Genomic DNA, 22,059 nt, shown 5'->3' with positions numbered 1-22,059 from the left:
AGATTTCTTACCGGGGTAACCTGCGGTATAATTTCGCGGAAATGAACTACACTAACCGGGTCTGTTCTAAACGTCTTTAGAGAAGGGTGGCCTGAATGTTTGATGGTCAACAAAAAAGGCGATATTATAGCTCTGGCATCCATCCCGTTGATTATGACGTTAGGGAACTCCATGCTCATACCCATTTTGCCCCAAATTGCCCACGAACTCCGCGTAACCTCGTTTCAGGTTAGCATGCTCATCACGGTCTATGCGGTCGTTGCCATTATGCTTATTCCTATTGCCGGATATTTGTCCGATAAATTCGGGCGTAAAGCGATCATTCTTCCCAGCCTGATCATCGCCGGCGTCGGCGGCGGCATTGCTGGGGCGGCCGATTGGTTTGCCCAAGGGATGGCTGTCTACTGGCTGATTCTGGGCGGACGTTTTTTGCAGGGTATCGGTGCCGCCGGCGCTTTTCCGATCGTGCTTCCGCTTATCGGCGACATGTTCGACGACGAAGAAGAGGTCAGCCACAATTTGGGGATTATTGAAACCTCCAATACGTTCGGCAAGGTGCTCAGCCCGATTTTGGGAGCGCTTCTCGGCGCGTGGATTTGGTATGTCCCGTTGCTTTCGATCCCGATGTTGTGCTTGATTTCATTGATCCTCGTGCTTTTTCTGGTCAAGGAGCCGAAGGAAAGGGAAAAAGCCAAACCGCTGCGCGAATTCGTTAGTTCGGTCAAAGGGGTATTCAAGCAGAAGGGGCGCTGGCTATACGCTATTTTTGCCATCGGCTGCATCTGCATGTTTTTGCTGTTCGGCGTACTGTTTTATTTGTCGGAGCAACTCGAGGTCAAGCATGGCTTGGACGGCGTCGTCAAAGGGTTGGTACTGGCAATACCGCTAGCCGCGTTATGCTTGGCTTCGTATGTGACCGGCAAAAAAATCGGCAATAACAAAAAGCTGATGAAATGGTCGGGCGTGGCGGGGCTTGTGCTCGCGACAGGCGCATTGTTCGGCATCGGTTTCTTCAACAACATTTATTTCGTGATCGCCTGCCTGATCGTTTGCGGCGCGGGGATCGGGATCGTCCTCCCCAGCTCGGACGCGCTTATTACGGAAGGGATCGACAAGGAAATGCGCGGAACGATTACATCCATATATAGCAGCATGCGGTTTATCGGGGTATCGGCGGGGCCTCCGATCATGTCCCTGCTGATGAAGGCGGGGCACATGACGATGTTTTTCGTCATCGCCGGCGTTTCGCTGGTGGCTGCGATTCTACTGTTGCTGATGGTTAAGCCGGAATCGGGACCCGGAGGGGCAACCAAACCGACTAAACCGGCCAAACGAACCAAGGCCCCTCGAGCGCTGCACCAAGAATAAAGAGCAGGTATCCGGGAAACCGGCATTTGGATCCTCATAAAGCGGGACACTCCATCGATGGAGCCCCGCTGTTCTAATGTCCGGGCTTTTTTGGTATGATAAGAGCTGAATGCCAAGGGGTTAAGATACATACACCAGGGCTTTACGGATTGATATCTTGGATCATTTTTGGAGGGGTAATCATGAATGCCAAACAGGCGGCGGGATATCGCGCTGCAGAATGGGTCAAGGACGGGATGACGGTCGGACTCGGAACGGGATCGACGGCTTATTACGCGATTGAGAAAATCGGCGAAATGGTGGCAAACGGACTGCGCATTCGCGCTATCGCCACTTCCAATGCTTCGGAGGACTTAGCCGTGAAATATCATATTCCGCTCGTTCAGTCCGCGGACGTAGCACGGCTGGACCTGGCCATCGACGGAGCCGATGAAGTCGATCCGCAAATGGCATTGATCAAGGGCGGCGGCGGCGCGTTGCTGCGCGAAAAGATGGTGGCGATGAATAGCGACAAGTTTATCGTCATCGCGGACAGCGGCAAAATCGTGCCCCATCTCGGAAAGTTCAAGCTACCGGTCGAGCTGGTGCCGTTTTGTTACGAATGGACGCTGAGAGAACTGAAAAGCCGCTACGACGTTCCTTTCGAAATGCGCATGAAGGACGGCGGGCTGTACGTAACCGATAACGGGAACTACATCGTGGACGCTTCTTTCGGCAAAATCGCCGAACCGGGCAAGCTGAGCGAAGAGTTGAAAGCGATGACGGGCGTCGTCGAGCACGGGTTGTTCGTGGGAATCGCGCATACGGTCGTGACCGGTTATGAAGACGGGCGCACCGAAGTGAGGGAGGCCGCATGTTCAAGCCAATAAAGACGCGGATCGACGAACCGCGCATCCAGGAACTGCTCGAATACGCGGTTATTTTCGATCCCGACGAGCTGGCCGCGGCCATTCGCCTGTATCGCACCGACGATGCGTACGAGCTGTACGGCTATGAGGTCGAAGGCGAAGTGGCCGGCCTGATCGGCTACTTCGCGGATGCGTCGAAGGTGCTGGAGATCGTCCACCTTGCGGTGCATCCGGAGGAGCGGCTCAAGGGATACGGACGGGCCCTGGTGCTGCTGGCGCTGACCGAGTCCGAACCGGAAAGCATCGTGGCCGTCACCGATGAGGAAGGGACGGATTTCTTCCGCAGCATCGGCTTTCGGATTACCGGGTTCCGAGACGGGATCACCGGCGAAGAACGGTTCCGTTGCGTGTATCGCGTAGAGGAAAATGAAGAAGATTAAATACCTTGAATCGAGGTTGCCGAGGGATTTCCTTGGGCGGCCTTTCTTTTTGGCGGGCAGGACCCGCCGCAGGAAAGGATAACGGGACATTGGATTTGACTTTCACCGAACAATCGCCTATAGTTTCATTGTCGAACTGTTTTATCGTAAAACTATATGGACGAGATTCGGGTCCGGGAGTCAGGAGGGATTCGGGAGGTGAACCTTGAGTCGAAGCAGCTGATCGAAAGATACATGGCCGCTTTTTTCGTGGTCACCAAAAGGCTGCACGGGGAAATACGCGAAATTATCCAGGAAGACATCACCATGGAGCAGTATCAGATTTTGGATTATATCGCTGCCCGCGGACGGTGCACGTCGACGGAGTTGGCCGAGGCTTTTGCCGTCGGCAAAAGCTCGATCACGGCGATGATCACGAGGCTGGTGGATAAAGGGTCTTTGCGGCGTACCCGGGATGAGGATGACCGGCGGGTCGTATACTTAACGTTGACGGAACAAGGAGAAGCCAATTACCGCATTGTCCAGGAACAGATCATGAACACCGTCTCGACCTATTTGGTGCATTTTGATGCGGATGAGGTGGAAGGTTTTATCAGCGCGTTTGAGAAATTGGCAAGACTAATCGGGGAAGGGAGTTCGGGGAAATGAGATTCATACTGAAGGCAAGATGGTGGATCTTGCTGCTGTGGATCGCTTTGGCGGCCACATTGATGTTAACGGCACCCTCGATGGGAGATTTGGTGCGGGAGAAGGGCGAAATAACCGTCCCTGACGGTTACTCATCTTCAGAAGCTTCGGCTATTCTAGCGGAGGCAGCGGAAATGAAGGGGGGAGCGAAAGAGACGCAGATCGCTCTCGTCTTTCATGACGAACAAGGCATCGACGATGCCAAGCAGCAAGAGGTAGAGCAGGCGATCGGCACCCTGCGCGAGCATATGGGGGATATCGGCATCGCCTCGATTACCGACCCGTTCGGCACGCCGGAAGCCAAAGATAAAATGATATCCGCGGACGGCAAGACGATTCTGACCTCTTTGTCGGTGCTGGACGAGGAGCGTCCGCTGAAGGAGATCGAGCAGGATATTCACCGGAATCTCGATACTCTCCAGGTGGATCACTACTTGACCGGTCAAAAGCAAATCAACGAAGACATGGTCGTCAGCTCGGAGGAAGGGCTGAAAAAATCGGAATATTTTACGGTAATCTTTATTCTATTGATTCTGTTTGTGGTATTCCGATCCGTGGTAGCGCCGTTTGTTCCGCTGCTGACGGTCGGGATCAGTTATCTGGTGTCGCAGTCCATCGTTTCGTTCCTCGTCGATTCGGTCAACTTCCCGATTTCGACGTATACCCAGATCTTTATGGTAGCCGTCATGTTCGGGATCGGTACCGACTACTGCATCCTGCTGATCAGCCGGTATAAGGAAGAACTGCAGCATACGAACGACCAATGGGAAGCGATCATTCAAACTTACCGCAAAGCGGGGAAAACGGTATTTTTCTCCGGCCTGGCGGTACTTGTCGGCTTTTCGACGATCGGCTTGTCGCAATTTATGCTGTATCGTTCGGCGGTCTCCGTGGCGGTCGGCATCGCGGTGATGCTGATCGCCTTGGTAACGATCGTACCGTTCTTCATGGCGGTGCTGGGCACCAAGTTGTTCTGGCCGGTTCGCGGCTCGCTGGAGCATAAGGAAAACCGTTTTTGGGGCGCGATCGGCTCTTTTTCGCTGAAGCGTCCATGGGCGGCGCTGCTGATCGTAGCCGCCGTTACGGTACCGTTCCTGATTGCCTACAGCGGCAACGTTTCCTTCAACAGCATGGAGGAAATCGGCGAAGAATACGAATCCGTCAAGGCGTACAACATCATCGCGGAAAGCTTTGAACCGGGCGAGTCGCTGCCTTCGAAGATCGTCATTCAAAATGACGAGCGAATGGATAACGCCGACTACATGGCCTTAGCGGAGAAAATCAGCCGCGAAGTGGAGAAGGTTGACGGCGTAGCCAGCGTACGGAGCATGAGCCGTCCAACGGGCGAGGTCATCAAGGATTTTGCCCTGAGCAACCAGGTGAAGACCGTCGGCGAGGGGCTGGGCGAAGGCGGAGAGGGCCTGAGCCAAATTCAAAACGGCTTGGCGGACGCCAGCCAGGCGCTTTCGGAAAATGCCCCTAAGCTCAAGGAAGCGGCCGATAGTACAGGCAAGCTGGTCGAAGGGACGGCGCAACTGAAAGACGGCATAGACCAGTTGTCCGGCGGTTTGTCGGCGATCGAAAAAGGGATCCGCGACGGCTCGTCGGGAGCCGGCGAGCTGAAGAAGGGTCTCCAGCAGGCGCAAAAAAGCGCCGAAGATCTGGCGAACGCCCACGGCCAACTGCTGCAATCGTATCAACAAATCGGTCAAGGTGTATCCGGACTCGGCGTCGGCCTAACGCAAATCCGCGAGCAGCTGGGCACGGCATCGCAAGGCTTGACGGCGCTCGATGCACGGTTTGCCAGCCTGGAAGGGAAATTCCCTGAACTGGCTGCCGACCAGGACTACTTGACGATTCGCGGAACGGTGTCGGAAACCGGCAAGGGCATCGGCCAGATGGCCGCGGGCCTGAAGCAAGTGGAAGAGCAAATGGCGCAAGTCGCCGCCGGTCTGAACCAAGCCAACCAAGGTTATGCGCAAGCGGCTGCTGGCGGCAAACAGCTGGCAGGCGGTTTGAAACAAATCGTTGCCGGCCTCGCTCAGCTGGAAACCGGCTTGAATCAGGCGGCGAACGGGCAAGGCAAAATCGTCGGGCAAATTCCCGAGGTCGTATCCGGCCTGGCGCAAATTCAAAACGGACAGGAACAAATCCAAACCGGGTTCAGCGAGTTCTCCGGACAGATTTCCCAGCTGACCGACGGTTTGGATCAAAGCGTGGACGGATTATCCCAGGTTTCGGGCGGCCTGAATACCGCCAAAGATTACTTGACGGAGGTGGGCGGTTCGGATAACGGGCTGGACGGCTGGTACGTTCCGCAAGAAGCGATGGAGAACGAGCAGATAACGCAGGTCTTCGATACCTATCTGTCGACCGACCGGAAGGTCATGACGCTCGACGTCGTATTCTCCAGCAATCCTTACGGGCGCGAGGCGATCGATCAGATCGCCACCGTGGATTCCGCCGTAAAAACCGCGGTCAAGGACACGAAGCTGGAAAATGCGGATATCGCCATCAGCGGCGTAACCAGCACGTTTAACGATCTTAAAACGATTTCCGGCAGCGACTATACGCGAACGGTCATTTTAATGCTGGCAGGGATCTTCATCATCCTGGTGTTGCTGCTTCGTTCCCTGGTCATGCCGATATACATCATCCTGTCGCTGGTATTGACTTTCTATGCGTCCATCGGGTTCACCGAATGGGTATTCGTCGATATCTTCGGTTATTCCGGCGTAAGCTGGGCAACGCCGTTCTTCGGCTTCGTCATTTTGGTCGCGCTGGGCGTCGACTACAGTATCTTCCTGATGGACCGTTTCAATGAGAACAAGGAATGGAACGTCGGCGATGCGATTTTGCACTCCATGCGCAACATGGGCACGGTTATTTTGTCCGCGGCGGTCATTCTCGGCGGAACGATGGCGTCGATGTATCCGTCCGGCGTCATGTCCATGCTGCAAATCGCCACGGTGGTGCTGTCCGGGTTGGCGCTGTATGCCGTCGTCGTTCTGCCGTTCCTCATCCCGGTGATGGTCAAAATGTTCGGTCAAGCGAACTGGTGGCCGTTTCACCGCCGAATGGGCGAGAATCAGGACCAAGGGCAAACGCTGAACTTGTAAATGAAAGCCATATAAAATGCCGGCTTCCACTCGTGTGGAAGCCGGCATTTTTTGTTGTATCTGCTTACCCTAGCGTTCCACGTTTCAGGAAACTGCGGAGCGCCCATTTCCGTTCCTGGCGTTTTTTGTATTTCGGCAGGGAACGATAAACGGCGATAGACTCGCCAAAGGCCCGCTTGGCTTCCTCTTTGCTTCCCAGCAACTGGTAAAGGCTGCCAAGCAAATAATAAGCTTCGCTGGAGGAGGATTGAATCTCTCCGAATTTAGCGGCGTATTGCAAGGCCTTCTGCGGGTCTTTCTCGCGAAAAGCCGAAGCGAGCTGCAAATAAGGCTGACCGTACTTCACGCGGTCGTTTAAGCTTAACGCATGCAAAATTTCCGCTTCGCCTTCTTCAATGCGACCCAAACCTAAAGAAGCGGCCCCTAAATCGCTCCAAAATTCCGCCGAGGATTCCGAAGCGTCCTTGGCCTCCTCAAGCAACCGGTGAGCTTCGTGGAATTTTTTGCGTTCGAGCAGCAAGCGGGCAAGCTCGCGTTTGGATGAAACGTCGAACGGGCTTGCGGACAGCTGCTGGCGCAGCCGGGAAATATTCCGGCCTCGCTTAAACGGCTTGGATAGGCTGGGAAGCAACCCGACATACCGCCGGTCGATGAAATAAAGGATAAGCAGCAAGACGATGATCGCGATAAACGGATTGCCGAATAACCAGGATAATAGAATAAACAGCATAAACTTACTCATGCGAGTCCTCCACCCAAAACATAATTATTTCCAATTATATCACAGAGCTTAAGGACACGTCATGAAAACAGCCGCCCTTGACGGGCGGCTGTAGCTATTATTGGAAGCTGCGCAGGGAGCCGGCCGAACCGATCGAGCTGCTCGTCCCCATGGAGCCGGGGGAGCTCATGGAACCGGTGGATCCCATAGATCCCATGGACCCGGAGCCGATCGATCCCGGCATTTGGCTGTTCATCCCGGAGGAACCAAAGCTGCCGATGCCGCTCGGGTTGTAGTTGGATTGACCGATGCCTTGGGTACTGTAGCTTTGGCCGATGCCCGGCTGGGTGTAGCTGGTTCCGATGCTGGACATCGAGTGCACGCTGCTCTCGAGCTGCGAGGCCATTTGCGCGACGCGCTGGAACTGCTGCATCGCGGTTTGATGCCCATGCAGCGCCGTTTGAATCGTTTGGACGGCTCTGCGTTCGCGCTGGGCCAGCTCTTCAAGCTGCTGGGCGTTTTGCTGCTCCTGCTGCAGCATTTGTTGGTACATCATCGTGGCCTGGCGGGTTTGCTGCTCAAGCTGGCGCATCGTTTGCTCGATTTCGCGGACTTGCTGACTGACGTTGTTGTACATGTACGTTGAATCCTCCTCGGGTCTATTCAAAGTTGGTTTCTGAACCAAGGTTAGGGTACCCTTACACCATTTAGCTATGCATCGAAAATACGGGCGGGGAAAAGGTCCAATCCTTTGTCCCAACCTGCTCATAAACTATGTAGGAGGTGTGAACGCGGATGAACAATAACGAGTTTATCGAAGCCGTCGCCCCTGCCGCCGTTGCCCAGTTCAGGCAAAGCGGCGTTCCGGCTTCATTGACGATTGCCCAAGCCGCCCTGGAATCCAATTGGGGGACGAGCGGGCTGGCCCGGCAAGCCAACAATCTGTTCGGCATTAAAGGCAGCGGACCGGCAGGGAGCTTGATTCTGCCGACGACTGAATACCGCGGCGGGAAGACGGTCCGGGTCAATGCGGCCTTCCGCAAATACCGCACCTGGTCCGAATCGATCGCCGATCATGCTAAACTGCTGTCCGCCAACCGGTATGCGGGAGCGCGAAACCGGACGGGGCCCGAGGCGGCCCGGGCCGTCGCGGCTGCCGGATATGCTTCGGACCCGAAGTATGCCGATAAGCTGATCCGGTTGATGGACAGCTACGATTTAACTCAATACGATAAGCCGGAAGGAGACGAACCGATGACCGCGGAGGAGAAACGCCAATTTGATAAATTGCAGGAAACGGTCCGTGCCCAAGCCCAAAAAATCGCCGAGCTGGAGAAATGGACCCGTCCGGGCATGCCGGAATGGGCCAAGAAGGCGGTTGCGGCGGCGGTGGATTACAGCAAGGACGAGCCACTGATCAATAACCCGGAGCAGGGAAGCATGGACTTTTACCGCTTGATTACCGTGATGCATCGCAGGGGCTTGTTCGATAAGAAGGACCAGCGCTAAGCCCTTTTTACATCCGTTGTTTATGGGGAAATCGTATATCGGAGCCCGCTCTAAGCAGTCTTTCTTCGTGTTGGTTGTTCTCCAAGCGTAGAGGTGGTAAGATTTGGATGAACTGATTCCGCTTTGCTTCACAGGAGAGAGCGGAAGGAAATATTCGCGACAGGGGAAGGCGGGGGTTCCGATAAGCAGGAAGCTTTGGATATGGATATCTGGGGGAGCGTCCCTAGTACTGGCCTTAACGCTATATACGAAATGGTACATCGAGCATGTCTCGCCGGTGAAAGTGTCGCAGACGCTGGCGGGAGTGGCTTACATGGAGGAAGCTCCAGATTACGAACAACCGGTCAGGTTGACGTTCGACGGCTATTATTTCAAACGGGGCGATTATTTTAAAGGGACCGTGCGGATCAACGAACGGGAGTACGCCAACTGCATGATGTATAACGGAACGAGCGTCATTCAATACGTTGGTGCGGAACGAATCGTGCAGGCGGACGGCAAAGTTTACATGGATAAAGAGCTGAAGCGCATATTCTGGGCAGCGCGGCAAGCCGATCTTCCTCCTGAACTGGGCAACGGGCTATCGACGGATGCGCAAGTCCTTCTTGCCGCACCTGCTTTGAACCGCACGGAAGCCGCACATCTTAGGATGGATCTGGAACAGGCCCATATCGACGAAATTGCGATGAAATGACGAACCGCATAAAAAAAGGACAAAAGCCCTCGTAGGAAATAATGACTACAAGGGCTTTTGTCCGGGCGTCCCTTTCAGGACGCCCATCATGGGAGAGGAGAAACCGGACGAAGAGCTTATGGGGAAACGTAAGTCTTCTCCGCGGTTGTCTACGACATTTGGTGATGTCGATAGTTCAAGTTTGTCCCGGCGCTCCGGTTTTATACCTCCATCGTAAAAATTTGTTAGGTTTTATGGATTTATAGGTTTTCGGCGGAGCCGAACGGTCGATCGTCGTTTTTGATTTTTCATTCTTTAGCGGATTGTGGTACGATATCGACAGGCATTTTTTAGGCATAAATTAAGGGTGTGAAGAACCAATGAGAGTCATATCGGGCAGCGCCCGGGGCAGAGCGTTACAAGCCGTGCCCGGCATGGGGACGAGGCCGACGACCGATAAGGTCAAGGAAGCGATTTTCAGCATGATCGGTCCTTATTTTGAAGGAGGAGCGGTGCTGGATTTATTCGCGGGCACGGGAGGCCTTGGCATCGAGGCGTTAAGCCGGGGCATGGACAAGGCCGTGTTTATCGATAAAGAGTTTAAAAGTTTGGAAACGGTCCGCGCGAATTTAAAGACGACGGGATTCGAGGAGCGGGCCGAGGTTTACAAGAACGATGCCGAGCGGGCCCTTAAAGCCCTCTCGAAACGGGAAGCGGCGTTTGAGCTGGTGTTTCTGGACCCGCCTTACCGGATGAAGCATGGGGATGCGCTGATGATGCAGATGGACGAACTGAAGCTGTTGGCGCCGCAAGCCACGGTCGTGCTCGAATACGAGTCCTCCTACGCCTATCCCGACCGCTTCGGTAAATTTACGCAGTTGCGCAAAGCGGAATACGGAGAAACGGCCGTATCGATCTATACTTACGATGAAGAGACAAGTTCGGTTCCAGCCGAAGAGTAAGGAGGAGGCAACAACATGAACGAACAGCGAGCACCGCGGATCGCGGTCTATCCCGGAAGCTTCGATCCGGTAACGAAAGGGCATATGGACATCATTCAGCGGGCATCCCGCCAATTCGACAAGCTGATAGTCGCGGTGCTCAACAATTTGAGCAAAAAACCGTTGTTTACGGTAGACGAGCGAAAGGATCTGCTGGCCGAGGTGACCGTGCATTTGCCGAATGTGGAAGTGGACAGCTTCCGCGATCTGCTGGTCAATTATATGGTTTACAAACAAGCCCATGTGATCGTAAGGGGCATTCGCTCCGTAACCGATTTCGAATATGAGCTGCAACTGGCTTCCACCAATCATAAGCTGAATCCCGAGGTGGAAACCATCTTCATGATGACCCATCCGAAATATTCCTATTTAAGTTCCAGCGTCGTCAAGGAAATCGCCAGTTTTCACGGTGATGTAAGCGATCTGGTCCCGGCGGAGGTCGAGAAGGCGCTGCGGGGGAAATACGTCCACAAACTGGGCACGAATTAAGGTTCGTTGCGTCGGCGCCAAACGAGCGCGATGGACAAAAATCCAAACGTCAGCAGGCCGACCATCCAAAGCTGCCATTCCATCACCCCGATCGCTTGCTGCCAGCCGGGCAGCCAGGCTGCCGGGGTGTCGTTTCCTAAAGGTGCCGCTTCGCTGCCGTTGAAGGCAGGGAGGATGCCGGGGAACCAGCGGCTTATCGGTTTCCATGACGCCAGGGTCAGGATATAGGCATAAGTAGCGTGGAGCAGGCGATTAAGCAGAAAATACCGCTCGCCGACGCCGGCGGGCCCGAGAATCGCCCTAACCTGCAGATAAGCGCACAATCCGCTCCATCCGAGGGCCGCACCCAGCAAGGAAGCCGCAATGGCGGGAGGCAGGGCCGACGGAGACAGTTCGGACATGGCGAAGCTGCCCAGATGAACCTCGAACAGGCTTTGGACGGCAACGGGAATGAACGGGCTGGGTACGGGTTGCGGGACGGCCAGCAGAATGACATGGATAATGACTGCGAAAATAAGCATATACCCGCCGGTAATCATCAACGTTTGCACGCCGGAGGCGACGGAATCGCCCAGCAGCTTTCCAAAGCTGCGGCCGTCCTCCTCGCGGGCCTCCTCCATGCGCCGTAAGGCGAGCCGAAGCCGGGAGCCCTTGGGCTTGCTTGCCGAAGCCGGGCCGGCTTTGGCTTCCGGCGTGGCCCCCTGAAAGGAGTCGGCGCGTTCCGGAAACAAGAAATGCATCGTGATGCTTGCGGCAAGGCCGGCTGCCCAATGCAAGCCAAGCAGGAGCAAGCCGATTTCGGGACGCCCGAGAAAGCCGGCGCCGATGACGACGACGAGCAGCATCGGGCTGCAAAAGTGGGCGGCGGCGGCGATGCGTTCCGCTTCGCGGGCTGATATTTTTCCTTGTTTATATAACGTTGCTGCGGCTTCCGCGGCCGCGGGAAAGCCGGCGGTCATGCCGAGCGGCAGCACCCAGCCGAAAGAGCCCGGCAGCCCGAGCAGCCTGCGGGTAAAGGGCTCCATTAGCGTGCCGAGCCCATGGGCGAAGCCGCCGGCCAGCAGCATTTGCGAGAGCACGACGAACGGCAGCAAAGCCGGAAAGACGATCCGCCACCAGATGGCCAGCCCTTCCCCGGAAGCCTTGAACGCTTCGCCGGGGGCGTAAACGACGCAAATGACGAGCAATACGGCGAGAAGCCCGGTCAGCAAAGTCGAAAGCGGGCTGGCGGCCAAACGTCGAAAATTCATATGTATAGTTCCACCTTCTTTGTCATTAGATAAAGACCGATAGCAAATCGCGCATAGTACATGCTATGCAGCAGCCGTGAAGGACAGACTAACCGTTTTGCGGTCCGGCGCCGGAATAGGGTCTATGCTTCCGCGCCGGTATGTCCGTTGCCTCATAGGAAGGGAGGAAGCCATTATGCGCCAATCAAGATCCAATGCGTTAAAGACGGGGTTATATGTCCTCACGATCGCGGTGATCGTTTACGTCGTCGTGTACATGTCCACGCCCTATATGATCAATCAGCCGGGGACCGCGGAATCAATCAAGCCGATGGTCAGCATCAAGGCGGGGGATGCGCAGGAGAAAGGGACGTTTATGCTGACGACGGTTTCGGTCAGCTATGCCAACGTGTGGATGCTGGCCACGGCCCGGTTCCACAAGCATGCCGAGGTCGTGCGCAAGGAGCCCGAACGCAATGACGAAGAATACGAAACGCAGCAGCGGTACTACATGAGCAGTTCGCAATCGAACGCGATCATGGCGGCCTATAACAAGGCGGGCGTGAAATACGACGTCGTGTCGGAATACGTGTTCATCGTCGGATTATCCAAGGAAAACAAACCGAAGGGCGATTTTCGTTCGGGAGACATTATCCGCCAGGTAAACGGCCGACCGGTGACCCGTTTCGAGGACCTCGGCACCCTGCTTCAGGGCAAAAAGGCGGGGGACCTTGTGCCCGTTCAGATGGAACGGAGCGGCAAAACCGTGGAGCAGGAAGTTGAGCTGGTGGATATTAAAGCCGCTGACGGCAGCCATAAGGCGGGGCTTGGCGTAACGGTCGGAGAGCTGCGCAAGGTCGAGGCGGCCGATCAGGACAAGGAGGTCCATTTCGAGGATACCCGCATCGGCGGGCCTTCGGCCGGGCTGATGTTTACGCTGGAGATTTACAACCAGCTGACGACGGGCGATCTGAGCAAAGGCTACCGGATCGCGGGGACGGGCACGATCGCGGAAGACGGAACGGTCGGGGCGATCGGCGGCGTACAGTTCAAGATCGTGGCTTCCGACCGGGAGAAGGCGGAAATATTTTTCGTGCCGGAAGCAAACTATAAAGACGCGAAGGCCAAAGCCGAGGAGATCGGTTCCGCGATGAAGCTCGTGCCGGTGAAAACGCTGGACGATGCGCTGGATTATTTGAATACGCTGGAGGCGAAAGCTTCCTGATTGAAGAGGCGAGCCCCGGCGACGGTCGGGGTTACGCCTCGAAGTCGCTGTGCAGGCGGATCGGCGGCTGCCGGTATTCGCGAAGCAACTCCTCCGCCCGGCATTCCGGCATGGCGTTGGCGTAAACGGCGGCGGCGCGGATGTCCAGCGCAAGCTGTGGATGGTCCAGCTCGGCGGCCCGGGTGACGATCGGCAGAGTGGCGCTTCGCTTCATTTGCTTCAACAAACGCTGGCCGACGGTGCCGAACCCGAGCACCCGAAGATAGCCGGGACCCTGAGCCAGCCTCTCGGGGGAGAGCAGCTCCCGCGGGTGCTGCAGTAGGATATGCAGCAGGGTGCGCTGCAGTTTCGTATGGGTGTAGCGCTTCGTCTTCAGCTTTTGCAGCAGTTCGGCAACGGTGGGTTCCGTGAGGTGCGTCAGCGCTTTTTTGATGCGGTATTCCAGCCCTTCGGTGACTTCGTGAAGGGCGGCAAGCTGCTCCGGCGCGGCGAGGAGCAGCTGATGGTAGAGCGGCGCGGCCAAGCTCTCCCACGTCACGGGACCGCGTCCCGCCGCGAACTCGCGGGCGAGGATGTCCGCCGTGAACGGCGGGAGGTACGGCGCGGCCGCGGGGAGTCCGCCGCCGGCGATCAGCCGCCGCACGGCGGTAGCGCTGGCGATGTGCGCGTCCCGCGGCTCGGCATCGCCGTACCCTGCGGCCCGGCGCCGGACGGTCACCGGCGCGATGCCGCTCTGGAGCCGCCGCAGCGCGATCAGGTAGTGCAGCCCAAGGCTGTTGTTGGGCTGCTTCAGCAGCGCTCGCGCTGCGGCGGCATCGCCGGCGCCGGCAAGCGTGCGCGCCGCTGCGGCGGCGTAGGCCGCGGGGTAGCTCGCCCCGGTGGCGAGCTCCTCCGCGACCGCCGCCTTGAGCGCTCGCGGTTCGGCGGCCAGCCGCTCGGCCAGCGGCTGCAGCGCCTCAAGCGCGCCGGCTTCGCTGCCGAAGCACAGGTGCGTCGTGACGCCCGTCGCGGCGAGCAGCGCCACCGCGCCATAGGCGAACCACTCCGCGGGCTGGGCCGCGTACGCGACCGGCAGCTCCAGCACGACGTCGGCGCCGAGACGCAGCGCCATTTCCGTCCGTGCCCACTTGTCCACGAGCGCCGGCTCGCCGCGCTGGAGGAAATCGCCGCTCATGACGGCGATGGCGGCCTCGGCGCCGGTCAGCCGTTTGGCCTCGGCGAAATGGTAGGCATGTCCGTTATGAAGCGGATTATATTCGACAATGAGTCCGACAATGTTCAAGTAGTTCTACTCCTTGTTTAGATGCTGATTTCAACGGGATCTTCCACCAATGAATATACCATGAAAACGAGGCGGGGCCGAAATCCGGACCCGAAATCGTCGATATCTTCGAAAAACTGCTTTGCTGTTGACAAAACTTACTTAAAATCGGTATAATAATTTTTGTTTGTTTGGAGTGATGCTGATGTTTATTTATCTACGTCAGGTGACATCATCCGAAGCGCCGGTGGAGATCCATCAGGCTTTGGATGTTAGCCGTGTCGTTAAAGGTCGCAAGGACATAACCGGGATCAGCCCGCTACAGGTTGATCTGATGGCGGAAGCCTCCGGCGGTGGAGTCGTCGACGTCAAGGGCCAGCTTGCGGCGGAGCTCGATATGACCTGCTCCCGCTGTCTTAAACCTATGAAACGGGCCGTTCAAGCGGAGTTTGCGGAGAGCTTCAAACAAAGCGACGATCCCGTGGCGGACATGCAGACGCAGGATGAAGACGAGGACTTGCAATATGTCGCCGACGACAAAATCGATCTGGCGCCGTATGCAGAGGAGACGTTATTGCTTAATCTGCCGTTTGCCGCGGTATGCCAGGAATCCTGCAAAGGGCTTTGCCCGAATTGCGGGACCGATCTTAACGAACAGGAATGCGGCTGCAAAACGGACGTGATCGATCCTCGGCTCGCAGCACTCGGCGATTTTTTTAAAAGTAAGCCAGTAAACAACGAATAAAACACCGGATTCGGGTTGACTTGAATAAGGAGGTGGGAACCATGGCAGTACCTCAACGGAGAACGTCCAAAACGCGCCGCGACAAACGCCGCACGCATTTCAAATTGGCTGTGCCGGGCATGGTAAAATGTGAACAATGCGGAGAATTGAAGCTTGCTCACCACGTATGCAAAGTTTGCGGAACATACAAATCGAGAGAAATTATCAACCAATAAGCTTCATTCGCTCGAACTCAAAGTAGTACTTCATTTCGGTGGGGTGCTATTTTTTTTGCCCGAAAACGCCCGGCGCGTAAGGTTTATGGCAATTCCGCTTTCCTTTTGGGGCCGGATGCTTTATACTACATTTTAGTACCAGGTTCTAAAGGGCGTGCATTAAATTTTAATATTACGACTCCGGGATGGAGACGGGAGCGCGGAAATTACATATTGGGGCAGCAAGCCAAAGATCAAAATTAACTGGAAATATCGCGATTCGGGCATATAGAACTTGATTCTATTTTACGGATTATATCTTTATGATCAACCAGGGGGGATACCCATCGAACGTTTGCCGAAAAGGGCGAGGCAGCAGCAGCTCGTCCAAATGATAGAAGCCAATCCGTTCGTCACGGACCAGGAGCTAACCCGTCAGCTCAAAGTAAGCATTCAAACGATCCGCCTCGACCGGATGGAGCTGGGCATTCCCGAACTGCGGGAACGCATGAAGCTGATGGCGGAGCGATCGTACGACCAGGTCCGTTCCCTGCCGCTGCATGAGGTGATCGGGGAGATCGTCGATCTGCAGCTGGATAAGAGCGGGATCTCCATCTTTGAGATCCGCGAAGAGCATGTCTTCTCCCGGACGGGCATCGCCCGCGGCCATCATGTGTTTGCCCAGGCGAATTCCTTGGCGGTGGCCGTGATCAACGACGAAATTGCTTTGACCTTTTCCGCCGATATCCGCTTTGTCCGTTCGGTTCATTTGGGTGAAAAATGCATCGCCAAAGCATATGTCAGACCCGCTTCCGGCCACAAAGGCAAAGCGAAGGTAGAGGTCTTCACTTACGTCGGCGAAGAAATGGTTTTCCAAGGAAACTTCGTCATTTACCGGTCCACCGGTGACGACAATCACGAAGGAGGAAGTCAGCATGAGAATCGCCATTGATGCCATGGGCGGGGACCACGCGCCGCAAAGTACGGTCGAAGGCGCATTGGCCGCAGCCAAGGAATGGAGCGATACCGAAATTATTCTGGTCGGGGACGAGCGGGTGCTGAAGCCGATGTTGGCGGGAGCTCCCGCCAATTTGCGGATTCAGCACGCGTCCGAGGTCATTGCCGCCGAGGACGAGCCGGTGAAAGCGGTCCGCCGCAAGAAGGACGCCTCGATGGTCGTCGCCGGCCGGCTCGTCCGTGAAGGCGGTGCGGAGGCGATGATCTCGGCCGGCAACACGGGGGCCCTGATGACGACCGGCCTCCTGGTGGTCGGGCGGATGGAGGGCATCGAGCGGCCGGCGCTGGCGCCGATGATTCCGACCGTCGACGAGCGCGGCGTGCTGGCGCTGGACCTTGGCGCCAACATGGACGCCAAGCCGGAACATCTGGCGCAGTACGCGCTGATGGGCAGCGTATACCGCGAGAAGGTGCACGGCATCGCGAAGCCGCGCGTCGGGCTGCTGAACGTCGGCACGGAAGCGATGAAAGGCAATGAGCTGACCAAGGAAGCTTACCCGCTCCTGGAGGCGCTGCCGATCAACTTCGTCGGCAACGTGGAGGCTCGCGACATTTTGACCGGGGCCTGCGACGTGCTGGTGTGCGACGGCTTTGCCGGCAACATTCTGCTGAAATCGCTGGAAGGTACGGCAGGTACGATGTTTTCGATCCTAAAGCGGGAATTTTCGAAATCCTTGAAAAATAAACTGGCGGCAGCCATATTAATGCCATCGTTGCGCGGCTTGAAAAAAACGCTCGACTATAAGGAACATGGCGGTGCGCCGCTGCTTGGTTTGAGCGGGCTTGTGGTGAAAGGCCACGGCTCCTCCGACGGGGGAGCGATCAAAAACGCCGTCCGCCAGGCGCGCACGGCGCTGCAGGGCCAATTGACGGAAAGCATAGCACGGGAAATCAGCGGGAAGTGAGTGACCATATGATGAAATTACGTTCGGTAGGTATTATCGGAACCGGGAAATACGTTCCGGAGAAAGTGTTGACGAATGCCGATTTGGAGAAAATCGTAGATACGAACGATGAATGGATCGTCTCGCGGACGGGGATCAAAGAGCGGCATATCGCCGCACCGGAGCAAGCGACCTCGGATCTTGCCTATGAAGCGGCAGTCCGCGCCCTGCAATCGGCGGGGCTTGCGGCGGAGGAGCTTGATCTGATTATCGTCGCTACGATTACTCCGGACTCGGCGTTTCCGTCGACCGCCTGCATTTTGCAAGATAGACTAGGTGCCAAAAAAGCGGCAGCGTTTGATCTGTCCGCTGCCTGCTCAGGTTTTGTATACGGAATGGCCACGGCTAACGGGTTCATTCAAACGGAGATGTACCGTAATGCGCTGGTAATCGGAGCGGATACATTATCGCGGATTACGGATTACACGGACCGCAACACCTGCGTATTATTCGGGGACGGGGCCGGAGCTGTCGTTCTCGGCGAGGTGCCGGAGGGGCGCGGCTTCCTGTCTTTCGATCTTGGCGCGGAAGGAGCCGGCGGCGAATTGCTGAAGATGGAAGCGGGCGGATCCCGCCTTCCGGCCTCGGAGTCGACCGTGGCGGACCGCAAGCATTATATTTACATGAACGGCCGCGAGGTATTCAAATTCGCCGTCCGCGTCATGGGATCGGCCACTGAGGAAGTGCTGCGCAAGGCGGGCAAAGGTAAGGAGGATATCGACCTGTTTGTTCCGCATCAGGCCAATATCCGCATTATCCAGTCGGCGATGCAGAGGCTGGACTTGCCGGAAGAGAAATGCGTCATCAACGTGGATAAATACGCCAATACGTCGGCGGCATCCATACCGCTGGCGTTGGTGGAGGCGGCCGAGGAAGGCCGTATGAAGGAAGGCGACACGGTGCTGCTGGTTGGTTTCGGCGGCGGTTTGACTTGGGGAGCGTCCGTGCTCGTTTGGTAAACGGCGCGGCGGTCTTCGAATCTCGCCATCGGCTTCATGGCGGGATCGCAGAGCTGAGCCGGCTGCAAGGGCTGGATTGGACTTTTAGGATAGGAGTTGCACAGGATGGGCAAAATGGCATTTGTTTTTCCGGGACAGGGTTCCCAAAGCGTCGGAATGGGCAAGGATATATATGACGCGCTGCCGGCGGCGCGGGAACGGTTCGAGAAGGCGGACGAGCAGCTTGGCTTCAAGCTGAGCGGACTGATCTTTGACGGGCCGGACACGGAGCTGAAGCAGACGGCCAACACGCAGCCGGCGCTGCTGACGACGAGCGTCGCCTTGTACGAGGCGTTCGCGGCCAAAGGCTTTACCCCCGATTACGTGGCCGGGCATAGCCTTGGCGAATACAGCGCGCTAACCGCGGCCGGCGTCTTGTCCTTCGAGGATGCGGTGTCGATCGTGCGGGCGCGCGGCGAGTTCATGGAGCAGGCGGTGCCTGGTGGCCAAGGCGCGATGGCGGCGGTGCTTGGTGGCGAACGCGAGGCGCTGGCGCAGCTTTGCGCCGATATCGCGGCGGGCGGATCGCTCGTCGAGTTGGCCAATGTCAACTGTCCGGGACAGATCGTGGTGTCGGGCAGCAAAGAAGGCGTCGGGCAAGTGATCGAACGGGTGAAGGAAATCGGCGCCAAGCGGGCGATCCCGCTCGAAGTCAGCGGCCCGTTCCATTCGTCGCTGATGAAATCCGCCGCCGAGCGTTTGGGCGACCGGCTCTCCGCCGTTTCGTTCCAATACGCTGCTGTACCGGTGGTTGCCAATGTCACCGCCCGTCCGGTCCAAAGCGGCGCGGAGATCGCCGAGCTCTTGATCCGCCAGGTTTACTCCCCCGTCCTATGGGAGGACAGCGTAAACTGGCTGATTTCGCAAGGGGTGGACACCTTTGTGGAAATCGGTCCCGGCAGCGTGCTGGCGGGGTTGGTCAAGAAGATCGACAAAACGGTGCGCGTGTTGAACGTCGGCGGGTTGGACGGTCTGGAGCAGGCTGTGGAAGCATTGAAATAACGCCGCTCCCCCGCCACACGGCCCGGGTTTCATCATCGCCGCAAAGGAGCCCTAGGCTTCAGGAATGGCGATGCAGCATTGCACCAATAACAGGAGCAGGTAACGCGGCTCCATAGCATGTCGGGAGCTGCCAAGTCTCATAAACCTGGCGAAAGGAGATGAAAAGATGAATAAACCGCTTCAAGGCAAGACGGCATTGGTCACGGGCGCTTCGCGCGGGATCGGCCGCAGCATCGCGCTGGCTTTGGCGGAAGCCGGAGCCGACGTAGCCGTCAACTATGCGGGCAACGAGGAAGCTGCCGCCCGCGTCGTTGCCGAAATCGAGGCGTTAGGCGGTAAAGCCTACGCGGTGAAGGCGAATGTGGGAAGCAGCGAGCAGTTTGAAGATATGGTGAAGTCCATGCTGGAAGCATGGAGCCGGATCGATATTCTGGTGAATAACGCAGGCATTACAAGAGATAATTTAATTATGCGTATGAAAGAAGAAGACTTCGATCAGGTCATCGAGACCAACCTCAAAGGCGTGTTCAACGGCGTCAAAGCCGTAACCCGGCCCATGATGAAGCAGCGCTCGGGACGGATTATCAACATCTCTTCGGTGTCGGGCGTGCTTGGCAACGCAGGGCAGGCCAATTACGCAGCCGCCAAAGCCGGAGTCATCGGCCTGACGAAGGCATCGGCACGCGAGCTGGCTTCGCGGGGCATTACCGTGAACTGCATCGCCCCCGGGTTCATCGAGACCGACATGACGGATCAGCTTCAGGAGGAATACCGCCACAAGCTGCTTGGCGACATCCCCTTGGCCCGTTTGGGCCAGCCGGAAGAAATCGCGAACGTTGTCGTATTCCTCGCCTCGGACGGCGCGTCCTACATGACGGGACAAACGCTGCACGTAGACGGCGGAATGTATATGTAAATCGCGTTTTTGCTTCTATGGCATTTTAACTTCAAATCTCTTATAATACCAAAGAGGAGGTGAACCGGATGTCCGATGTATTGGATCGCGTAAAACGCATTGTAGTGGATCGCCTTGGCGCTGATGAAGCCGAAGTGACCCTGGAAGCGTCTTTCAAAGACGATTTGGGTGCGGATTCGCTAGACGTGGTTGAATTGGTCATGGAATTGGAAGATGAATTCGATCTGGAAATTTCAGACGAAGATGCAGAGAAGATTACGACCGTAGGTGAAGTTGTAAACTACATACAATCTCATACCTAATGTCATTCCAAAGTCCCGTACCTCCTTCTTAGCAGGCGGGACTTCTCCTCATCTTGAGGCTCTGCAAGTTTTTGTTTATCCATCTATGAAGTTGTTATAGTACACATGAAGTCCATACGAGGTGAGTGTGTTTGAAGCATAGAGTAGTAGTTACGGGGATGGGCGTCGTTACGTCGCTCGGACACGACCTTGATACGTTCTGGAACAACCTGGTGCAGGGGAAATCCGGCGTGTCGCGGATCGAAGCGTTCGACGTAAGCGAATATCCTACGCAAATTGCCTCTTCGGTGAAAGATTTTAATGCGGAAGACTATATTGACCGCAAAGAAGCGCGGAAGATGGATCGTTTCGTGCAGTTTGCCACCGCCGCGGCGAAATGCGCCGTGGAGGACAGCGGTCTGAATATTGCCGAGCAGGCCGACCCGGAGCGGGTAGGCGTCATGATCGGTTCAGGGATCGGCGGTCTCGGGACCTGGGAAGATCAGCATAATATTTTGCTGGAAAAAGGCCCGAAACGCGTCAGCCCGTTTTTTATTCCCATGATGATTGCCAATATGGCGTCCGGGCACGTTTCGATCTTGTTCGGGGCGAAGGGCCCGAACACGACGGCGGTGACTGCGTGCGCGACCGGAACTCATTCCATCGGCGATTCGTACAAGCTCATCCAGCGGGGTGATGCCGATGTGATGATTTGCGGCGGCGCGGAAGCAACGATCCGTCCTACCGGCATGGCGGGCTTTTGTTCCATGCGGGCGATGTCGACCCGCAACGACGAGCCGGAGAAAGCCAGCCGGCCGTTTGATGCGGAGCGCGACGGCTTCGTGATGGGCGAAGGCGCCGGCATTTTCATTCTGGAATCGCTGGAGCACGCGCAAAAACGCGGAGCCAAGATTTACGGCGAAATCATCGGCTACGGCTTGAGCGGGGACGCGCACCACATGACGGAGCCGGATCCGAACGGACCGGAGCGCTGCATGAAAATGGCGATTCGCGATGCCGGCATCGAACCGGAGCAAATCGATTACATCAACGCCCACGGCACTTCGACGCCGGTCGGCGACCGATCGGAAACGATCGCCATCAAACGCGCGCTCGGCGACCATGCCTACAAAGTGGCGATCAGTTCGACGAAGTCGATGACCGGTCATTTGCTTGGCGCGGCCGGCGGCGTGGAAGGCGTTATTTGCGGGCTTACGCTGAAGCACGGCGTGATCGCTCCGACGATCAACCTGGAGCATCCGGACCCGGAATGCGATTTGGATTACGTTCCGAACGAAGCCAGACGCGCCGATGTCCAGGTGGCCATGTCCAACTCCTTCGGATTCGGCGGGCATAACGCTACGATCATAATGAAGAAATACGAAGCATAAG

Annotated in this window: 23 protein-coding genes; 19 read left to right on the top strand and 4 right to left on the bottom strand. The window is 56.6% G+C overall.

Features of this window, described 5'->3' with window-relative positions:
- Positions 1-102: 102 nt before the first annotated feature.
- The 5 genes from ACQ4N8_RS10755 to ACQ4N8_RS10735 all read left to right on the top strand — a co-directional run bounded on the left by ACQ4N8_RS10755 (position 103) and on the right by ACQ4N8_RS10735 (position 6,462).
- A complete protein-coding gene (locus tag ACQ4N8_RS10755) occupies positions 103-1,368 on the top strand; it encodes an MFS transporter (RefSeq protein ID WP_430704405.1) in 1,266 nt (421 codons plus the stop codon).
- A 182-nt stretch (positions 1,369-1,550) separates the two neighbouring features.
- Positions 1,551-2,237, top strand: a complete 687-nt coding sequence (gene rpiA, locus ACQ4N8_RS10750; protein WP_430704350.1) for a ribose-5-phosphate isomerase RpiA — start codon at positions 1,551-1,553, stop codon at positions 2,235-2,237.
- Positions 2,222-2,656 (top strand): GNAT family N-acetyltransferase, encoded by a 435-nt coding sequence (locus ACQ4N8_RS10745; protein WP_430704349.1) that lies wholly within the window; start codon positions 2,222-2,224, stop codon positions 2,654-2,656. The genes rpiA and ACQ4N8_RS10745 overlap by 16 nt, the downstream gene beginning before the upstream one ends.
- A gap of 198 nt (positions 2,657-2,854) precedes the next feature.
- Positions 2,855-3,304: a MarR family winged helix-turn-helix transcriptional regulator gene (locus tag ACQ4N8_RS10740; protein ID WP_430704348.1), complete on the top strand. Its 450-nt coding sequence runs from the start codon at positions 2,855-2,857 to the stop codon at positions 3,302-3,304.
- Positions 3,301-6,462 carry an MMPL family transporter gene (locus tag ACQ4N8_RS10735; protein ID WP_430704347.1) on the top strand — a complete coding sequence of 1,054 codons (3,162 nt, stop codon included), beginning with the start codon at positions 3,301-3,303 and terminating at the stop codon, positions 6,460-6,462. Before ACQ4N8_RS10740 ends, ACQ4N8_RS10735 begins: the two co-directional genes overlap by 4 nt.
- 64 nt (positions 6,463-6,526) lie before the next feature.
- Here ACQ4N8_RS10735 and ACQ4N8_RS10730 read toward each other — a convergent pair whose 3' ends face one another.
- Complete coding sequence (locus ACQ4N8_RS10730; RefSeq protein WP_430704346.1) at positions 6,527-7,204, bottom strand: tetratricopeptide repeat protein; 678 nt, start codon at positions 7,202-7,204, stop codon at positions 6,527-6,529.
- 97 nt (positions 7,205-7,301) lie between these two features.
- Positions 7,302-7,820, bottom strand: coding sequence for a hypothetical protein (locus ACQ4N8_RS10725; protein ID WP_430704345.1), 519 nt, complete (start codon positions 7,818-7,820; stop codon positions 7,302-7,304).
- Between the two features lie 158 nt (positions 7,821-7,978).
- Here ACQ4N8_RS10725 and ACQ4N8_RS10720 point away from each other — a divergent pair, with 158 nt between their 5' ends.
- The 4 genes from ACQ4N8_RS10720 to coaD all read left to right on the top strand — a co-directional run bounded on the left by ACQ4N8_RS10720 (position 7,979) and on the right by coaD (position 10,855).
- A complete protein-coding gene (locus tag ACQ4N8_RS10720) occupies positions 7,979-8,692 on the top strand; it encodes a glycoside hydrolase family 73 protein (protein ID WP_430704344.1) in 714 nt (237 codons plus the stop codon).
- Between the two features lie 103 nt (positions 8,693-8,795).
- Positions 8,796-9,386, top strand: coding sequence for a hypothetical protein (locus ACQ4N8_RS10715; protein ID WP_430704343.1), 591 nt, complete (start codon positions 8,796-8,798; stop codon positions 9,384-9,386).
- Between the two features lie 359 nt (positions 9,387-9,745).
- Positions 9,746-10,327: a 16S rRNA (guanine(966)-N(2))-methyltransferase RsmD gene (gene rsmD, locus ACQ4N8_RS10710; RefSeq protein WP_430704342.1), complete on the top strand. Its 582-nt coding sequence runs from the start codon at positions 9,746-9,748 to the stop codon at positions 10,325-10,327.
- A 15-nt stretch (positions 10,328-10,342) separates the two neighbouring features.
- Complete coding sequence (gene coaD, locus ACQ4N8_RS10705; RefSeq protein ID WP_430704341.1) at positions 10,343-10,855, top strand: pantetheine-phosphate adenylyltransferase; 513 nt, start codon at positions 10,343-10,345, stop codon at positions 10,853-10,855.
- On the opposite strand, the gene ACQ4N8_RS10700 is transcribed toward coaD, so the two are convergent.
- A complete protein-coding gene (locus ACQ4N8_RS10700) occupies positions 10,852-12,105 on the bottom strand; it encodes a nucleoside recognition domain-containing protein (protein WP_430704340.1) in 1,254 nt (417 codons plus the stop codon). The two genes, coaD and ACQ4N8_RS10700, sit on opposite strands and share 4 nt — an antisense overlap.
- 175 nt (positions 12,106-12,280) lie before the next feature.
- Between ACQ4N8_RS10700 and ACQ4N8_RS10695 the strand changes: the two genes are divergently transcribed.
- A complete protein-coding gene (locus ACQ4N8_RS10695) occupies positions 12,281-13,309 on the top strand; it encodes a SepM family pheromone-processing serine protease (protein ID WP_430704339.1) in 1,029 nt (342 codons plus the stop codon).
- A gap of 31 nt (positions 13,310-13,340) precedes the next feature.
- Here ACQ4N8_RS10695 and ACQ4N8_RS10690 read toward each other — a convergent pair whose 3' ends face one another.
- A complete protein-coding gene (locus tag ACQ4N8_RS10690) occupies positions 13,341-14,591 on the bottom strand; it encodes a nucleotidyltransferase (RefSeq protein WP_430704338.1) in 1,251 nt (416 codons plus the stop codon).
- A gap of 184 nt (positions 14,592-14,775) precedes the next feature.
- On the opposite strand from ACQ4N8_RS10690, the gene ACQ4N8_RS10685 reads away from it, so the two are divergent.
- The 9 genes from ACQ4N8_RS10685 (at position 14,776) to fabF (ending at position 22,058) form a co-directional block, all read left to right on the top strand.
- Positions 14,776-15,315, top strand: a complete 540-nt coding sequence (locus ACQ4N8_RS10685; RefSeq protein ID WP_430704337.1) for a YceD family protein — start codon at positions 14,776-14,778, stop codon at positions 15,313-15,315.
- Between the two features lie 41 nt (positions 15,316-15,356).
- Positions 15,357-15,530, top strand: coding sequence for a 50S ribosomal protein L32 (rpmF, locus tag ACQ4N8_RS10680; RefSeq protein ID WP_018750828.1), 174 nt, complete (start codon positions 15,357-15,359; stop codon positions 15,528-15,530).
- Positions 15,531-15,864: 334 nt separating this feature from the next.
- Positions 15,865-16,461 carry a transcription factor FapR gene (gene fapR, locus ACQ4N8_RS10675; RefSeq protein ID WP_430704336.1) on the top strand — a complete coding sequence of 199 codons (597 nt, stop codon included), beginning with the start codon at positions 15,865-15,867 and terminating at the stop codon, positions 16,459-16,461.
- On the top strand, positions 16,445-17,431 hold the full coding sequence (gene plsX / locus ACQ4N8_RS10670; RefSeq protein ID WP_430704335.1) for a phosphate acyltransferase PlsX: 987 nt from the start codon (positions 16,445-16,447) through the stop codon (positions 17,429-17,431). The genes fapR and plsX overlap by 17 nt, the downstream gene beginning before the upstream one ends.
- 8 nt (positions 17,432-17,439) lie before the next feature.
- The gene (locus tag ACQ4N8_RS10665; RefSeq protein WP_430704334.1) at positions 17,440-18,429 is read left to right on the top strand and encodes a beta-ketoacyl-ACP synthase III; all 990 of its coding nucleotides are present in this window, start codon (positions 17,440-17,442) and stop codon (positions 18,427-18,429) included.
- 105 nt (positions 18,430-18,534) lie between these two features.
- Entirely contained in the window at positions 18,535-19,470 is a 936-nt protein-coding gene (fabD, locus tag ACQ4N8_RS10660; protein WP_430704333.1) for an ACP S-malonyltransferase, read from the top strand.
- Between the two features lie 166 nt (positions 19,471-19,636).
- On the top strand, positions 19,637-20,386 hold the full coding sequence (gene fabG / locus ACQ4N8_RS10655) for a 3-oxoacyl-[acyl-carrier-protein] reductase (protein WP_430704332.1): 750 nt from the start codon (positions 19,637-19,639) through the stop codon (positions 20,384-20,386).
- 68 nt (positions 20,387-20,454) lie between these two features.
- Positions 20,455-20,688, top strand: a complete 234-nt coding sequence (gene acpP / locus ACQ4N8_RS10650; protein ID WP_018750834.1) for an acyl carrier protein — start codon at positions 20,455-20,457, stop codon at positions 20,686-20,688.
- A 131-nt stretch (positions 20,689-20,819) separates the two neighbouring features.
- A complete protein-coding gene (gene fabF, locus ACQ4N8_RS10645) occupies positions 20,820-22,058 on the top strand; it encodes a beta-ketoacyl-ACP synthase II (protein ID WP_430704331.1) in 1,239 nt (412 codons plus the stop codon).
- Position 22,059 lies beyond the last annotated feature (1 nt).

The sequence above is a fragment of the Paenibacillus macerans genome, assembly GCF_050565405.1.
Taxonomy (GTDB): Bacteria; Bacillota; Bacilli; order Paenibacillales; family Paenibacillaceae; genus Fontibacillus; species Fontibacillus macerans_B.
Note: the sequence above shows the minus strand (reverse complement) of the source record. Positions and strands in the feature narration are given on the sequence as shown.

Excerpts from the sequence above, each read along its gene's own strand:
- ACQ4N8_RS10755 (WP_430704405.1), top strand. The coding sequence starts at position 103 with ATGGTCAACAAAAAAGGCGATATTATAGCTCTGGCATCCATCCCGTTG.
- rpiA (WP_430704350.1), top strand. The coding sequence starts at position 1,551 with ATGAATGCCAAACAGGCGGCGGGATATCGCGCTGCAGAATGGGTCAAG.
- ACQ4N8_RS10745 (WP_430704349.1), top strand. The coding sequence starts at position 2,222 with ATGTTCAAGCCAATAAAGACGCGGATCGACGAACCGCGCATCCAGGAA.
- ACQ4N8_RS10735 (WP_430704347.1), top strand. The coding sequence starts at position 3,301 with ATGAGATTCATACTGAAGGCAAGATGGTGGATCTTGCTGCTGTGGATC.
- ACQ4N8_RS10730 (WP_430704346.1), bottom strand. The coding sequence starts at position 7,204 with ATGAGTAAGTTTATGCTGTTTATTCTATTATCCTGGTTATTCGGCAAT.
- ACQ4N8_RS10725 (WP_430704345.1), bottom strand. The coding sequence starts at position 7,820 with ATGTACAACAACGTCAGTCAGCAAGTCCGCGAAATCGAGCAAACGATG.
- ACQ4N8_RS10720 (WP_430704344.1), top strand. The coding sequence starts at position 7,979 with ATGAACAATAACGAGTTTATCGAAGCCGTCGCCCCTGCCGCCGTTGCC.
- rsmD (WP_430704342.1), top strand. The coding sequence starts at position 9,746 with ATGAGAGTCATATCGGGCAGCGCCCGGGGCAGAGCGTTACAAGCCGTG.
- coaD (WP_430704341.1), top strand. The coding sequence starts at position 10,343 with ATGAACGAACAGCGAGCACCGCGGATCGCGGTCTATCCCGGAAGCTTC.
- ACQ4N8_RS10700 (WP_430704340.1), bottom strand. The coding sequence starts at position 12,105 with ATGAATTTTCGACGTTTGGCCGCCAGCCCGCTTTCGACTTTGCTGACC.
- ACQ4N8_RS10695 (WP_430704339.1), top strand. The coding sequence starts at position 12,281 with ATGCGCCAATCAAGATCCAATGCGTTAAAGACGGGGTTATATGTCCTC.
- ACQ4N8_RS10685 (WP_430704337.1), top strand. The coding sequence starts at position 14,776 with ATGTTTATTTATCTACGTCAGGTGACATCATCCGAAGCGCCGGTGGAG.
- rpmF (WP_018750828.1), top strand. The coding sequence starts at position 15,357 with ATGGCAGTACCTCAACGGAGAACGTCCAAAACGCGCCGCGACAAACGC.
- plsX (WP_430704335.1), top strand. The coding sequence starts at position 16,445 with ATGAGAATCGCCATTGATGCCATGGGCGGGGACCACGCGCCGCAAAGT.
- ACQ4N8_RS10665 (WP_430704334.1), top strand. The coding sequence starts at position 17,440 with ATGATGAAATTACGTTCGGTAGGTATTATCGGAACCGGGAAATACGTT.
- fabD (WP_430704333.1), top strand. The coding sequence starts at position 18,535 with ATGGGCAAAATGGCATTTGTTTTTCCGGGACAGGGTTCCCAAAGCGTC.
- fabG (WP_430704332.1), top strand. The coding sequence starts at position 19,637 with ATGAATAAACCGCTTCAAGGCAAGACGGCATTGGTCACGGGCGCTTCG.
- acpP (WP_018750834.1), top strand. The coding sequence starts at position 20,455 with ATGTCCGATGTATTGGATCGCGTAAAACGCATTGTAGTGGATCGCCTT.